15 protein-coding genes are annotated in these 13,863 nt (G+C 29.0%); 11 read left to right on the top strand and 4 right to left on the bottom strand.

Translation table 11 applies throughout. The annotated features are described in order from the left end of the window. The first annotated feature begins 76 nt into the window (after positions 1 to 76). The 6 genes from groL to QIA31_RS03830 all read left to right on the top strand — a co-directional run bounded on the left by groL (position 77) and on the right by QIA31_RS03830 (position 6,299). Positions 77 to 1,717, top strand: a complete 1,641-nt coding sequence (groL, locus tag QIA31_RS03805) for a chaperonin GroEL (RefSeq protein ID WP_151060299.1) — start codon at positions 77 to 79, stop codon at positions 1,715 to 1,717. A 67-nt stretch (positions 1,718 to 1,784) separates the two neighbouring features. Then, positions 1,785 to 2,081, top strand: coding sequence for a hypothetical protein (locus QIA31_RS03810; protein WP_301394312.1), 297 nt, complete (start codon positions 1,785 to 1,787; stop codon positions 2,079 to 2,081). Next, positions 2,074 to 2,412 carry a preprotein translocase subunit YajC gene (gene yajC / locus QIA31_RS03815; protein ID WP_301394475.1) on the top strand — a complete coding sequence of 113 codons (339 nt, stop codon included), beginning with the start codon at positions 2,074 to 2,076 and terminating at the stop codon, positions 2,410 to 2,412. Before QIA31_RS03810 ends, yajC begins: the two co-directional genes overlap by 8 nt. 75 nt (positions 2,413 to 2,487) lie before the next feature. Further along, positions 2,488 to 4,248, top strand: a complete 1,761-nt coding sequence (secD, locus tag QIA31_RS03820; protein WP_301394313.1) for a protein translocase subunit SecD — start codon at positions 2,488 to 2,490, stop codon at positions 4,246 to 4,248. Then, positions 4,232 to 5,131 (top strand): protein translocase subunit SecF, encoded by a 900-nt coding sequence (secF, locus tag QIA31_RS03825; protein ID WP_301394314.1) that lies wholly within the window; start codon positions 4,232 to 4,234, stop codon positions 5,129 to 5,131. Before secD ends, secF begins: the two co-directional genes overlap by 17 nt. Positions 5,132 to 5,156: 25 nt before the next feature. Next, on the top strand, positions 5,157 to 6,299 hold the full coding sequence (locus tag QIA31_RS03830; protein ID WP_151060310.1) for a hypothetical protein: 1,143 nt from the start codon (positions 5,157 to 5,159) through the stop codon (positions 6,297 to 6,299). Here the strand turns inward: QIA31_RS03830 and QIA31_RS03835 are convergent. Beyond that, positions 6,296 to 7,126 (bottom strand): DnaJ domain-containing protein, encoded by an 831-nt coding sequence (locus tag QIA31_RS03835; protein WP_301394315.1) that lies wholly within the window; start codon positions 7,124 to 7,126, stop codon positions 6,296 to 6,298. The two genes, QIA31_RS03830 and QIA31_RS03835, sit on opposite strands and share 4 nt — an antisense overlap. 108 nt (positions 7,127 to 7,234) lie before the next feature. Between QIA31_RS03835 and psgB the strand changes: the two genes are divergently transcribed. Beyond that, on the top strand, positions 7,235 to 8,368 hold the full coding sequence (gene psgB / locus QIA31_RS03840; protein ID WP_301394316.1) for a HemN-related non-iron pseudo-SAM protein PsgB: 1,134 nt from the start codon (positions 7,235 to 7,237) through the stop codon (positions 8,366 to 8,368). On the opposite strand, the gene rpiA is transcribed toward psgB, so the two are convergent. Next, a complete protein-coding gene (gene rpiA / locus QIA31_RS03845; RefSeq protein ID WP_301394317.1) occupies positions 8,355 to 9,041 on the bottom strand; it encodes a ribose 5-phosphate isomerase A in 687 nt (228 codons plus the stop codon). The genes psgB and rpiA overlap by 14 nt on opposite strands. 145 nt (positions 9,042 to 9,186) lie before the next feature. On the opposite strand from rpiA, the gene gpmA reads away from it, so the two are divergent. Beyond that, the gene (gpmA, locus tag QIA31_RS03850; RefSeq protein ID WP_301394318.1) at positions 9,187 to 9,933 is read left to right on the top strand and encodes a 2,3-diphosphoglycerate-dependent phosphoglycerate mutase; all 747 of its coding nucleotides are present in this window, start codon (positions 9,187 to 9,189) and stop codon (positions 9,931 to 9,933) included. 61 nt (positions 9,934 to 9,994) lie between these two features. Here gpmA and lysS read toward each other — a convergent pair whose 3' ends face one another. Further along, positions 9,995 to 11,566, bottom strand: coding sequence for a lysine--tRNA ligase (gene lysS / locus QIA31_RS03855; protein ID WP_301394319.1), 1,572 nt, complete (start codon positions 11,564 to 11,566; stop codon positions 9,995 to 9,997). 72 nt (positions 11,567 to 11,638) lie between these two features. Further along, positions 11,639 to 12,511 carry a GTPase Era gene (era, locus tag QIA31_RS03860; protein ID WP_301394320.1) on the bottom strand — a complete coding sequence of 291 codons (873 nt, stop codon included), beginning with the start codon at positions 12,509 to 12,511 and terminating at the stop codon, positions 11,639 to 11,641. 104 nt (positions 12,512 to 12,615) lie between these two features. Here era and QIA31_RS03865 point away from each other — a divergent pair, with 104 nt between their 5' ends. From QIA31_RS03865 to QIA31_RS03875, 3 genes are read left to right on the top strand one after another with little or no spacing between them, the layout of a single operon-like run. After that, the gene (locus QIA31_RS03865; protein ID WP_301385813.1) at positions 12,616 to 12,972 is read left to right on the top strand and encodes a hypothetical protein; all 357 of its coding nucleotides are present in this window, start codon (positions 12,616 to 12,618) and stop codon (positions 12,970 to 12,972) included. Positions 12,973 to 12,981: 9 nt separating this feature from the next. Beyond that, positions 12,982 to 13,392 (top strand): hypothetical protein, encoded by a 411-nt coding sequence (locus tag QIA31_RS03870; protein ID WP_301385815.1) that lies wholly within the window; start codon positions 12,982 to 12,984, stop codon positions 13,390 to 13,392. A 19-nt stretch (positions 13,393 to 13,411) separates the two neighbouring features. Then, a complete protein-coding gene (locus QIA31_RS03875; RefSeq protein WP_301394321.1) occupies positions 13,412 to 13,861 on the top strand; it encodes a DUF192 domain-containing protein in 450 nt (149 codons plus the stop codon). The last annotated feature ends 2 nt before the right edge of the window (positions 13,862 to 13,863 follow it).

The raw sequence follows: 13,863 nt of genomic DNA on the forward strand, positions 1-13,863 counted from the left end.
CGAATGTATTAAGTTTGTGTTAATCTTATAATGTTAAATATAAATTATTTTATGAATAAAAAGGGGTAAAATTTTTATGGCTAAAGACATATATTTTAATGAAGATGCTAGAAAAAGCTTACTTAGTGGCGTTGAAAAATTATCCAATGCTGTAAAAGTAACTCTTGGGCCAAAGGGGAGAAATGTCCTTATTGATAAAAAGTTCGGCTCTCCAACAGTTACAAAGGATGGTGTTAGCGTTGCTCGTGAGATTGAGCTTGAAAATCCATTTGAAAATATGGGAGCGCAGCTTTTAAAGGAAGTTGCTATTAAAACAAATGATGTTGCTGGGGATGGAACAACAACCGCCACCGTTCTTGCTTATGCCATTGCAAGAGAAGGTCTTAAGAATGTGTCTTCAGGAATTAATCCTATTGGAATAAAAAAGGGAATAGATCATGCTGTAAATTTAGCTGCTGAGAAAATTAGACAGTCTGCAAAGAAGATTACAACAAAAGAAGAGATTGCACAAGTAGCTTCAATTTCTGCTAATAATGACAGCTATATAGGCGAAAAAATTGCTGAGGCAATGGATAAAGTTGGAAAAGATGGAGTTATAACAGTCGAAGAGTCAAAAACTTTTGATACTACGATTTCTTATGTTGAGGGTATGCAATTTGATAGAGGATATCTTTCTCCTTATTTTTCTACCAATAAAGAGAATATGAGCGTTAGTTTTGATGATGCTTTTATTTTAATATACGAGAAGAAAATTAGTTCTATTAAAGAGCTTTTACCAGTTCTTGAGAAAGTTTTAGGAACAAATAAACCTTTGTTAATTATTGCTGAGGACATCGAAGGGGATGCTCTTGCTGCTCTTGTTTTAAACAGCGTTAGAGGAGCCTTGAAAGTTTGTGCAATTAAATCGCCCGGTTTTGGTGATAGACGAAAAGCAATGCTTGAGGATATTGCAGTGCTTACTGGTGGTGTTTTAATCAGTGAAGAGCTAGGCCTTACTCTTGAGACAGTTGAAATTGAGCAACTTGGACAGGCTAAAACTATTAAGGTTGATAAAGACAATACTACTATTATTAATACTGGAAATAAAAAACAAATAAAAGAGCGTTCAGAGCTTATTAAAAAACAAATTGAAGATTCAACATCTGAATATGATAAAGAAAAACTCCAAGAACGTCTTGCAAAGCTTGTTGGAGGAGTTGCCGTTATTAATGTTGGGGCTGTTACTGAAGTGGAGCTTAAGGAGAAAAAGCATAGAGTAGAAGATGCCCTTTCTGCAACTCGTGCTGCTGTTGAAGAGGGTGTTGTGCCTGGTGGAGGATCAACCCTTATTGAAGTTGCCATGTATTTGGATACAATAGATACAAGTAAATTAAGTTATGAGGAAAAGCAAGGTTTTGAGATTGTAAAAAGAAGCCTTGAAGAGCCAATGAGGCAAATTATTTCAAATGCTGGTTTTGAAGGGTCTATTTATATCCATCAAATCAAAACCGAGAAAAAGGGACTCGGGTTTGATGCTTCTAGCTTTAAGTGGGTAAATATGATTGAGAGTGGAATAATTGATCCTGCTAAGGTTACAAGAAGTGCACTTCAAAATGCTGCTTCAATTGCTGGACTTTTATTAACAACAGAATGTGCAATCACCGATATTAAAGAAGAAAAAAATACTTCTAGCGGTGGTGGTGGTTATCCTATGGACCCAGGAATGGGGATGATGTAAATTAAAGTTTCACCGGTGAAGCTTGTGTTTTTGCCGGTGGAATATTTTATTATTCAAGGGAATTATTTTGAGTGAGGATGAATTTGTTTTTTGTATAGGCTATGATTGTTCAAAAGCAATAGTAGATAGACAGCTTTTAAGGGAAAACAGAGGCAAAAGCGTTAAGGAGCTTTTTGAACTTGGGCTTTATAGAAGCGCCTTTAGTAAGGCTCTTTATAGAAATGATGATACTCTTATTAATTATTTAATTGGAGAGTATAATAAAATAAGTAATTCTAATTATACCAAAAAAGACGACTTTAAGCTTTTATTTGGAGTAGTTTATCCCGATGATATTAATAAGATAAAAGTGACGTATATATAGTAAAAAGGGGGGTTTTGTGTTTTTATTGCAAGAATTTAGTAGCAATAGTAGCTTTTTCCGAAGTTTGTTAGTTTTTGTGCCTGTTATTGCTATATTTTGGTTTTTAGTGATATCTCCTCAGCGTAAGGAAGAAAAGAATAAAAAAGAAATGATAAAAAATCTAAAAAAAGGCGATAAGGTATTAACAATAGGTGGAATTTTTGGAGTTGTTAAAAAACTAGGCGATACGGATGTTATTTTAGAATTAAATCCAAATATCGAAGCAGTATTTGTAAAAACCTCTATTGATAAAGTTTTGTATGAAAAAAATGAAGTTAAAAAGGTATTATAAGGTATTATAATTTAAGATGAAATTAGAGCTGGTAGCTAATGATGGTATTTGGTAAAAATTTTAAGGATTTGTATAATGAAAAAAGGATCTAAGCTTGTATTGATATTGCTGGTGACGTTTTTTGCGTGTTTTTTAATATATCCGACTTTAAAGTGGTATTTTTTAATGAGCATTGAGGATAAAAAGATAAGCTCATATTCACAAGAGGCCTTAAGAGATTATTCAAAGAAAAAAGCCTTGAATGATCTTGTTAAGCTTAAGGAGTTGTATCATAAAGATCCCAATAGTAGCATTCCGCCTAGTCTTTCTTATTTAATTCCCATAGCAAAAAATAATTATAAGTCTTCAATGAAAATTTTGCCTAATTCTTTTACTGCTAAAACTTTGCGTGAAGGATTTTTAACTGATTCAGATATGGAAGAAGTAAGTTTAGAGATTTATAGATATTATGAAAACATAAAGAAAAGTAAGAACAGAATAATACATCTTGGACTTGATTTGTCTGGAGGGATGAGTGTTACCATTTCTCTTAATTATTCAAATATTGAAAAAAAATTAGGTCGTTCTTTGACTTTTGCTGAGAGAGAAGATGCTATTTATCGTATAATGCAAATTCTTAAAGATAGAGTAGATAGGTTTGGGCTTACAGAGCCTAAAATTGCAAGAGAGGCCGGAGGAAATAAAATTTTCTTAGATATTCCTGGAGAAAAAGATGAGAGTAGGGTAAGCACTCTTTTGAGTGGGAAGGGCAATTTGACTTTTTATGTGGTTGATGACGAGTCTACATCTCTTTTGCATAAAAAAATATTAGAAGCAGGCTCTCTTTTTTCTATTTCCGAAATTCAGGCAAATATGAACCTTTCAGATAGTAAGCAAATTTTTCCTTGGTATGTTAAAGACTCTTATGGGGTAGATGATGAGTCCTCAGTTCGTTATTATGTAGTTGATGCAAGCCCTGAAAACTCATTTGATGGTGCTCACATTAAAGATGCCGGGGTCTCTAATGATCCTAGAACAGGTCGAGATATTGTTGCTTTTAACCTTGATGTTGATGGAAGTGAAAAATTTTTTAAATTTACTCAAAAAAATGTTGGAAAGTCTTTAGCTGTTGTTATGGAAGGTAAAATTAGGTCTGTGGCAGGAATTGGGTATGCTATTACAGGCGGTAATGTTTCAATTCAGGGCGACTCTTTTGATAAAAAAGAGGCCTTGGATCTTGCTTTAGTGTTTAAAACCGCAGCTTTTCCGGTTGAGATTAAAATAGATGATTTGAGAATAATAGGGCCTACTCTTGGTGCTAAGACTATTGATCTTGGTGTTAAAGCTTCTGCGCTTGCTCTTTGTTTAGTATTTTTATTTATGTGTATTTATTATGGGTTGGGTGGTTTTGTAGCCGGATTTTCACTTGTTATTTATAATGTATTTTTAATTTTAGCAATATTGTCGGCCTTTAATTTTACTTTAACTTTGACAAGCATTGCAGGTCTTATTTTGACAATGGGTATGGCTGTGGACATAAATATAGTTATTTATGAGAGAATTAAAGAAGAAATCAGAGAGGGTAGAAAATTTGAAAATGCTTTTGAGGGTGGTTTTAAGAAAGCCTTTTTATCCATTATGGATGCAAATATAACGACATTTATTGCGGTTCTTTTTTTAACTCTTCTTGGAACAGGAGTTATTCAAGGTTTCGCATGGTCTCTTTCTGTTGGAATTGTGGCATCCCTTTTTAGTAGTTTGATTTTTTCAAGATTTATTTTGGAATTTATCATATCTGTTAGAAAAAGCAAATTTGTAAGTATATCTTGGAGTTCAAAATATGCAAAGAGTAATTAATTTTTCAAAATATGGAAGCAATGTTTTAATTGTTAGTTTTATTTTGACTTTGATTGGACTTATTTACACCTTTTTTCATCATGGTGGATATAATTGGGGAATAGATTTTTCTCCTAGAGTTAATATTAATCTTTCAATAGAAAAATCAGATATTAAAGAAAATGAAATTAAAAAAATATTTTCTTCGATTTATAAGGCTTTAGATGTCAATAGCATTTTTTCATCTAATAAGAATAAAAGCGAATTCTCCATTATGGTAAAGTCAGATATCATTGATTATGCTTTTAAAACAGAAGTTCAAAAAACAATAATGGACGAACTTAAAAAGACATTTGATGCTAATATTGAAGTTTTAGACTCTTATTTTATTGATTCAAGCTTTTCTTCTACTTTGAGAATTAGGTCAATATTTTTGGTATTAGGAACATTCACTCTGATTTTGATTTATATAACTTTAAGATTTAAACTAAGTTATGCTATTGCTTCCATACTTTCAACATTTCATGATATATTTTTTATAGTTGCTTTTTTAGGGGTATTTAGAATAGAGATTAATAGTTATATTATTGTGGCAATACTAACCATTATTGGATATTCTTTAAACGATACAATAATTATTTTTGATAGAATTAGAGATAATGTTAGGCGATTAACCGATAATACATTTTTAAATATATTAAATATAAGCATCAGTCAAACTTTATCAAGAACTGTTTTGACTTCAATTACAACATTTGTTGCAGTATTTTCTATTTACGTGTTTACTGAAGGACCTATAAAAGATTTTTCTTTGGTATTTATGGTAGGAGTAATTGTTGGGACTTATTCTTCTGTGTTTATAGCATCTCCAATACTTTTAAATTTGTATAAAAAGATAAAGTAGGTCTTTAATAATATGATATTTGGGCATGAAGTTTTTTGATTTTGGTTCATTAGGATTTTATAGATTTTTTGATTTTCAAAAACATCTTAATTTCAGTATTTTTAGGTATAGTTTAATAAATTATTATTCTTATCGTGAACAGTCAAGCCTTATTAACGATGCTAATTTGCTTAAAGATAAACTTGTGTTTTTAGATAAGATTTATAAGGATTTTAATCCCAATATCAGTAAATCTTGGGATGCTAATAAATCTATTTTTTTAGATACTTTGCTTGTTATTAAAAATTTGATAAGGAAATATCATCCCCATTCGGAATTTTTAGAGATTCAAGAAGATGAATTGTTAGAAAATGTTTCCCATTTTAATAAATTTTTAGATAAGCTTAAATACTTAAATTTTAGAGTAGATCTTAAGCAAAAAATAGAAAATTTTGAAAAAAAGGGTAAAGCTCCATTTTCTTGCATAAGAATTGCTTCATTTTTTATTCAAGAAGAATTTTTAGATCGACTTAGTAATTCGTTGGATTTTTTCTCCAATGAGGCCAATAGCAATAATTTAGATGTAATTAATAAAGAAATTAATGATTATTATGAAAAATTAGAGCAAATTAAAAAAAGTAGCAATATTAAAGAAACTCATAAAAAATTTATTATAGATCACACAAAAGATAGAATTGATAAAATCATGAAAGATCACAGTCTTGACATTTCTAAATTGCTTATAAAAATTGCTTTGCTTGAGATTACAATTCAATGTTTTGATAGCTATTATTTGAATTTATTGGAAATTTTACAAATTCTTCTATCTATCAACAATATAATTGAGATAGGTTTAAACGAATTGCCAGATGCTATTTTTAATGAGTGGAATGAGCTTATTTATTTACGAAGAAAAGAGTTTCAAAAATTTGTTTTAATATCTGATTATGTTTTCCAAAAAAGGATAATATCTACTATTAATTCTGGAAATTGGAAATTTGCCTTTTTTACTCTTGCTCCCCGACAAGGCGATGTTTTTCAATTTTCAGTGGATATTGCTAAGAATTTTGATAATATTGAGGATGGAATCAAAGAATATGAGTCTAAGATAAATAAATTTAATGAATATAGGTCAGGTTGGGAGGCAAATTTAAAAAATTTTGGGCATTTATTTTCAGAAACACTTTAACTGTATATCTCTTTTAATCTTTCGTAAATAGCTTTTACTTCGTTATTTATTATTTTTGGAATTTTTACTGTCAAAGTGACTTTAAGATGCCTTTTTGTGCTACTTCCAATTATAGGCATTCCTAGTCCTTTTAAGTTTAAAATCTCTCCATTTTTTGCATCCGAAGGAATTTTAAGTTTTATTTTTTTCCCCTCAATTGTTTCAAATAGTTTTTCGCAACCTAGAGCTATTTCCCATGGATAAACTTCTATTGTTGTTTCTAAGGTTTTTCCATTTAGTTTAAATTTTTTATAGCTTGATATATTAAATTTAACTATTAAGCTCCCTTTTATTCCAGAAATTGGATTAATAGGGCCTTTATTGTTTATTTTTATTTTAGTTGTTTCTAATGTTCCTTTTGGAATTATTATTTCGATTTCTTTATTGTTTATAAGTATTATTTTTTTACTTCCCATATAAGCATCATAAAGTGAAATATTTAAAATTATTTCTTTGTCTATTGTTTTTCTTGAAGATCCAGTAAATATTTGGGAAAAAAAATCTAAATCTTCAAAATTGCTAAATCTTGAGCTGTTAAATTCTTTTTCAAAATGGTCGTCGTTGTTATTAAAATTAGTGCTACCCAAAGCGTCATAATTTCTTTTTTTATCAGGAGAAGATAAAATTTCATAAGCCTCATTTATTTCTTTAAACTTTTCTTCGGCTATTTTGTTTCCTTTATTTTTGTCCGGATGATATTTTATTGCCAATTTTTTGTAAGCTTTTTTAATTTCTTCATTACTAGCATTTTTTTGTATTCCAAGTATATTATAGTAATCTTTAGTCATTAAAAAATCTCCTTCAAATCTACTTTATTTATTGTATTTTTTTAATATATTTTAATATTTATACTTTATATATGTTATAATTAAACTTAAATTTTTAAAAGACCAATTATGAAAGTAGATCTTTTACCTCTTGTCGAGTTAAGCCTTTATATTAATATGTCATTTTGTTATAAAGATTTTAGCATTTTTAATAGAATTTTAGAGGAATTAAAATATCATTTAACTTTGTTAGGTCATCCAATTATAAAAACACTTTACATTAAGCATTTAGATTTTTGTTTATGTAGGCAGGATAATTTAAAATTTATTTTTACTTCTTTGTCCGAATATATTAATTTGGCTTTATTAGAAGAATTTACTTTAGAAATTATTCCAGGTTATGTTGATTTTGAAAAATTTAAACTTTTGGATGAATTTTGTATTACTCGAATTAATCTTGGTATTCAAAGTTTCTCTTTAAAATTTAGAAAGATTATGGGGTTACCTGAAATTTCTTATGAAAAAATGAATATTTTAATTAACAATATTAGAAAGTTTCCTTTTGATTTAAATATTGATATGACTATCAACATGCCTTTGCAAAATAAATCTGATCTCAAGCGAGATTTAAAAGAATTGCTCTCATATATGCCTGAGCATATATGTTTTAGTGATTTTATATATGAAGAGGAAGGTCTTTCCTTGAGAAATTCTAATAACGGGATTGATTCAGAAAAGCTGTGGTTTTGTGCTTTAGAGTGTTTAGAGTCCAATGGTTACATTAATTATGAAATTACTAATTTTGTATTAAAGGGGCATGAGAGCAGGCATAATAAACTAAGTTGGGAGTTAAAGCCTTATTTGGGGTTGGGATTGCAAGCTGTAAGCTTGCTTTTCTGCAATGACAAGAATAATAATGTAAGAGCTTTGATTAGAAAAGATAGTGGTTTTCCTAAAGTAAATAATCACTTAGCAACGTTTGAATTGTTAGAGGATTTAGAGTTTTTTATTTATCATTTTATTCAAGGACTTGCTACTATTCAAGGTGTTAACTTGCGGTCTCTTAGGCTTAGATTTGAGTATAATGAAAAAAATTTTTTTCAGTTTATTAATTATTGCTCAAATTTAAGTAGAAAGCTTGTTTTTGATAATAATATTATGTTATTAAAAGGGCGTGAAAGGTTTAAGTTAGATTTTTATTTAGTAAAAATTATAAACTATTTTTATGATAACTTTTTTAAAGTGAAGTTTAGGCTTCCTTGATTTGTTTGTTTTGGTAATAAACTATTTTTGTGTTTTTATGATTGAATATTCCAATTTCAAGTATGCCTGGAAATAGTTTGAAGTATTTTTCTGCTCCTTCGGGATTTTCTATGTGCATTTTTACGTCTAAAATATAATTATTGTTATCAGTTATAATCGGTCCTTTTTTTTCATTACAAATTCTTAAGGTTGTGTCTAAATTCATTTCTTCAAGTCTAGTCATAATAAATCCAACAGCATTTTGGGCAACTTCTATGGGAATAGGCATTTTTGTTCCTAATTTTTTTACAATTTTTGTTTCATCTGCTATTATTAGTAATGTTTCTGAATTGTAAGCTATTACTTTTTCCATTAGATGCGCACCCCCCATTCCTTTTATTAAGCTTTTTTTTTCTAATAGAATTTCATCAGCCCCATCAATTGCGATGTCTAGATTTTTGTCAAGTTTTGAGAAATTTGATTCATAAGGAATTTGTTCTTTTGAGAGTAAATATTTTGTATCACTGCTTGTTGTATAGAATTTTAAATTTTTCAAGTTGCCTGATTTTAGTTTTTCGCTTAAATATTTTATTGCATAATAAATAGTAGTACCCGTTCCAATCCCAAGATTCATATTGCTTTTTATGTAGCGATCAATTGCGTATTTTGCTACCAACATTTTTTGATTTTCCATAATTTTTTTCCTTGCTTGAATTAATTTAAATCTCAATGTATTTTAAAGTATATCATTATTTAATTAAGGTTAAAATCTTGACTAGATTTTGTGCTAATTTATAATTATTAGTATTAGTAAATAAAATAATATACTAGGAGATTTTATGTATAAATTAGTGTTAGTGAGACATGGAGAGAGTGAGTGGAACAGAGAAAATCTTTTTACTGGTTGGACAGATGTTAAACTTTCTGATAAAGGTATCGATGAGGCTTTAGAGGCAGGTTTGCTTCTAAAGCAAGAAGGCTATTCTTTTGATATTGCTTTTAGCTCTTTATTGTCAAGGGCTAATGATACTTTAAATATTATTTTACGAGAACTGGGGCAATCTTATATTAGTATAAAAAAAACTTGGAGATTAAACGAAAGGCATTATGGAGCTTTACAAGGTTTAAATAAATCAGAAACAGCTGCAAAATATGGGGAAGATAAAGTTTTAATTTGGAGACGTAGTTATGATGTGCCCCCAATGTCTTTAGATGAGTCTGATGATCGTCACCCAATAAAAGATCCAAGATATAAATATATTCCTAAAAGAGAGCTTCCTTCAACAGAGTGTCTTAAAGATACTGTTGCAAGAGTTATTCCTTATTGGACTGATGGGATTGCAAAAGAAGTTTTTGAAGGTAAAAAAGTTATTGTTGCTGCTCATGGCAATTCTTTAAGAGCCCTTGTTAAATATCTTGATAATTTAAGCGAAGAAGATATTTTAAAACTTAACATTCCTACGGGTATTCCTTTGGTTTACGAATTAGATAAAGATTTAAATCCTATTAAACATTACTATTTAGGTGATGAAAGCAAGATTAAAAGGGCAATGGAATCTGTTGCTAGTCAGGGAAAGTTAAAATAATGGTCTATTGGTATTAAGGTGTTAATAAGTCATATAATTATGGCTTATTTTTTTTATTATTTTAAGGCTTAATATATTTACTTACAATCTTTTCAAAGCGATCAATACCAATTATTTTGATAAATCCGGCTAATTTGGGGCCTTTTTCTTTATCAATTAAAATTTTATAAATTTGTTTAAAAAATAAAGGGGGCTCTATATTATTCCCTCTTGAAATTTTATATATTTCGTTTTGAATATCTTGCTCTGTAGCAACTTCAAAATTTTTCTTTACAAAATCCAAAAGCTCATTAATAGCTTTTTTTTCGTCTTCTTTTAGTATTTCTATGCTATCAAATTTAGATCTTAATGAAAATTTGAAATCTTCAGGCGCAAAATCCCTTATCCAATTAATTGCACATTTGATTTTATTAATTAGTTTGTCTTTTTGATCATCTTGAACGTTTTTCAAGTAATTTAGAATTTTATTTATATCATTTTCAAATATTTGACAGATTACCCCTAAATGTCTAAATCCGATTTGATAAGGGATTCTTTTGCTTGGCATGTATGGTTGAGATAGCTCATAAATTCTTTTAAATGATCTTTTTTTTTCTTCTTTTATATCTTCTATTCCATAGTAGATTCTCTCAAATCTGTCGTAATCTTCGTATATTTTAATTACGTCAAGATCAAATGAGATTGAAAATTCAGTATTTGGTTTTGTAGCAGTAAATAAAAATCTTGTGACCTCAGGCGTATAAATCTCAAGAACATCTTTTAGCGATATGACATCTCCTGATGAGGAGGATATTTTTCCACCACGCCCTTTTATTGAAATAAAGTCATATTGAAATGTTACAGGTGGGCTACCTTTAAAAATTTTTACAATATTTTTAGATGTATCAAAACTACCACCACTGCTGTGATGGTCTTTCCCCGCAGGCTCAAAGTCAACTTTTTCATATTCCCATCTCATAGGCCAATCTATTCTCCAAGGAAGCTTAATTGCCCATGTAGTTCTTATGTCTATAGATTCTTGATTTCCACATTCACATGAGTATTCAACAGAGTAATGATTATCATAATTATTTACAGTTGTTGTATCTCTGTTACATTTTGTACAAAATATGCTGATTGGGTACCAATTTTCTTCAATCTTTGAAGTTCTGTATTCGTTTAATGCTTCAGCCAGCTCTTTTTTGTTATTAAGTGCAAATTTTATTTGATTTGCATAAGCGCTATTGCTGTATTTTTTACTTTGGTCGATGAATTCAGGATTGATTCCTACCATAGGCAGATATTTTTCAAATTCAATTTCGTTAGCTCTTGCGTAGCTTGTTTTATGACTTCTTGTGTCAGGAACTCTTGTTATTGCTTGCCTTAAATAAGTTGCAAGAAGTTCTTGTTCTGGCATATTTTTGGGAACCTTTCGAAATACATCGTAATTATCCCAAGAATAAATAAACCTTACTTTTGATCCAGAGTCTTTCAAAGCTCTAGCCACAAGGTCTACCGAGATAACTTCTCTAAAATTTCCAATATGCACAGTTCCAGATGGAGTAATTCCTGATGCTACTGTGTATAAGTCTTTCGGACCTTTTTCTTTTTTTATTTTTTCTGCGTAAAAATCTGCCCAATGTGCTGTCTTCACATTTTATTCCTAACCCAAATTTTAGCATTTTATTTTTAAAGTTTCAAGAATTTAGAAAATTGTGCTTAATTATTAATTTATAAGTCTTTTTATTAGTTTATCTTCTTTGTTCCAATTTTTTTTTAGTTTTACCTGGAGAAATAAGTTGCATTTTGTTTCAAGAATTTTGGTAATTGTTTTTCTTGCTCTTTCTCCTATTGATTTTATTTCTTTTCCGTTTTTTCCCACAATTATTCCCTTTTGACTTTCGTTAGCTACAAAAATGTTTGCCCTGATAAAAAGACTTTCTTTTTTATTTTCCAAAGTATCAATATCCACATATAAAGAATAGGGAAGTTCTTCTTTTAGGTTTTCAATAGCCTTTTCCCTTATTATTTCGCTAATTCTAAAATTTATTTTTTGATCTGTGTAGTATTCTTGTGGATAATAAAGTGGACCTTCTGAAAAATTTTCATAAATTTTATTCTTTAATTCTTCTGTGTTAATTTTTTTCTCAGCAGATATCTTAATTATATTGTTATCTTCTATTCCTTTTTCTTTTAAAAATTGTGTTATTTCTTTTATTTTTGTATTTTGAAGATCAATTTTATTAAGTAGTACTAAAAATTTAATTTTAGAGTTTTTAATTATTTCTAACATTTTATTTTCTTCTTCTCCAGGTTTGTCTTGAATATCAATTAAGTATAGAATAAGTTCAACTTCTCCTATTGAAGAGTGTATGTTTTTCATCATCGCAATATTAAACTTTTTTTTACTTAGATGAAATCCTGGTGTGTCTATGAAAACAATTTGCCCCCTGTTATCTGTAAAGATTCCTTTTATTTTATTTCTAGTTGTTTGTGGAATAGGAGATATTATTGATATTTTATGCCCGCATATTGAATTTAAAAGTGTAGATTTTCCAGTTGATGGTCTACCAAGTATTGCTGCAAATCCTGATTTCATGTTTAGCATCCCTTAAATATGTAATATTAATACATTTTTTATTATAATTAATTATATAGTATTTTAGATACTTTATTTTTAAGTAAAATTTAAGGAATTTTCGTTTGGCAAAGGTAAATTTTGAAGTTTTTTGCGAGCAATGTGGTGAAAAAGTTGGACTTAATAGATCTATTTGTCCTAACTGTGCTGCTAAGCTTGGCGATATTGAATGTCCAAATTGTCGGCATGTAGGGCCAGTTTCTGCTTTTGGAGAGGGTTGCCCTAATTGTCATTACAGCCCTTTTCAAGAGCTTAAAGAAAAACCTTTTAAAAGAAAAGAAAGAATAAGAATGATAAGTAATGCAGTAGTGTCTAAAGTCTTTTTAAGACTTTTTCATTTTGGGATTAATGTTAATGTTTTGCTTTATTTATTTTCAAGTTTTTTATTTGTTATGCTTTTTCTTTACATTGTTTATGGATAAAGGTTTTGTATGGGTATTACGGTTTTTTATTTATTTTCTATTTTTACATCTTTTGTTATGGGTTCTAGCATGGAATCTGTTAAAGACAATATTCTCAAGAGCACTATTTTTTATTATGATGTTGAAGAAGTTGAATTTCCTTATGCTAGGAAACAGACTTTACAATTCATTGCTAAAACCCATTTAAAATATGCTGTTTTTAATTTTGACAAAAATAAAATGTTTTCATACACTTTTGTTTTTGATAAAAAATTAATATCTCAGTATTCAATTTTTATTGAGGTAAAAAAAAGGTTTGGCGAGGCTACGTTGGTAACACCTTTGAATTATTTGTGGGATCTTGGGGAGTGTATTATTGTTTTAAATAAAAATATTTTAAGAATGACTTTAAAATCGCATATTGCAAATTATAATAAATGATTGTTAGCAGGGTTGATAATTGGAAAGAATTTTAAAACCGTTTTTATGTTTGGCTTTGTCTATGCCTTTTTTGTCTTTTGCCGATCATGTTTATGATAAAGAAGTTGTGATAAATGGATTTAAGTTTTTTGTAAAAATAGCATCTAATGAATTTGATAGAGCAAAAGGCTATATGGGTACTGAAAAAGTTGAATATGGAAATGGAATGCTTTTTGTTTTTAAAAAAGAACAAAATTTATCTTTTTGGATGGAAAATACATCTTTGCCCCTTGAAATAGCTTATATTGATTCGAATGGAATTATTAAAGAGATTTATGGTTTAAAACCATTTTCTAGGGCAAATGTTAATTCTATTTATAAGGCAAAATATGCCCTTGAATTTCCAAGAGGCTCATTTTCTAAATTTCAAATAAAAATAGGTGATAAAGTGAATTTTTGTTTTGATATTAATTCTTTATCGGTGGAATGATA

The sequence above is a fragment of the [Borrelia] turdi genome, assembly GCF_030439285.2.
GTDB lineage: Bacteria > Spirochaetota > Spirochaetia > Borreliales > Borreliaceae > Borreliella > Borreliella turdi.

Excerpts from the sequence above, each read along its gene's own strand:
- gpmA (WP_301394318.1), top strand. The coding sequence starts at position 9,187 with ATGTATAAATTAGTGTTAGTGAGACATGGAGAGAGTGAGTGGAACAGA.
- psgB (WP_301394316.1), top strand. The coding sequence starts at position 7,235 with ATGAAAGTAGATCTTTTACCTCTTGTCGAGTTAAGCCTTTATATTAAT.
- secD (WP_301394313.1), top strand. The coding sequence starts at position 2,488 with ATGAAAAAAGGATCTAAGCTTGTATTGATATTGCTGGTGACGTTTTTT.
- rpiA (WP_301394317.1), bottom strand. The coding sequence starts at position 9,041 with ATGGAAAATCAAAAAATGTTGGTAGCAAAATACGCAATTGATCGCTAC.
- QIA31_RS03870 (WP_301385815.1), top strand. The coding sequence starts at position 12,982 with ATGGGTATTACGGTTTTTTATTTATTTTCTATTTTTACATCTTTTGTT.
- era (WP_301394320.1), bottom strand. The coding sequence starts at position 12,511 with ATGAAATCAGGATTTGCAGCAATACTTGGTAGACCATCAACTGGAAAA.
- QIA31_RS03830 (WP_151060310.1), top strand. The coding sequence starts at position 5,157 with ATGAAGTTTTTTGATTTTGGTTCATTAGGATTTTATAGATTTTTTGAT.
- secF (WP_301394314.1), top strand. The coding sequence starts at position 4,232 with ATGCAAAGAGTAATTAATTTTTCAAAATATGGAAGCAATGTTTTAATT.
- groL (WP_151060299.1), top strand. The coding sequence starts at position 77 with ATGGCTAAAGACATATATTTTAATGAAGATGCTAGAAAAAGCTTACTT.
- QIA31_RS03835 (WP_301394315.1), bottom strand. The coding sequence starts at position 7,126 with ATGACTAAAGATTACTATAATATACTTGGAATACAAAAAAATGCTAGT.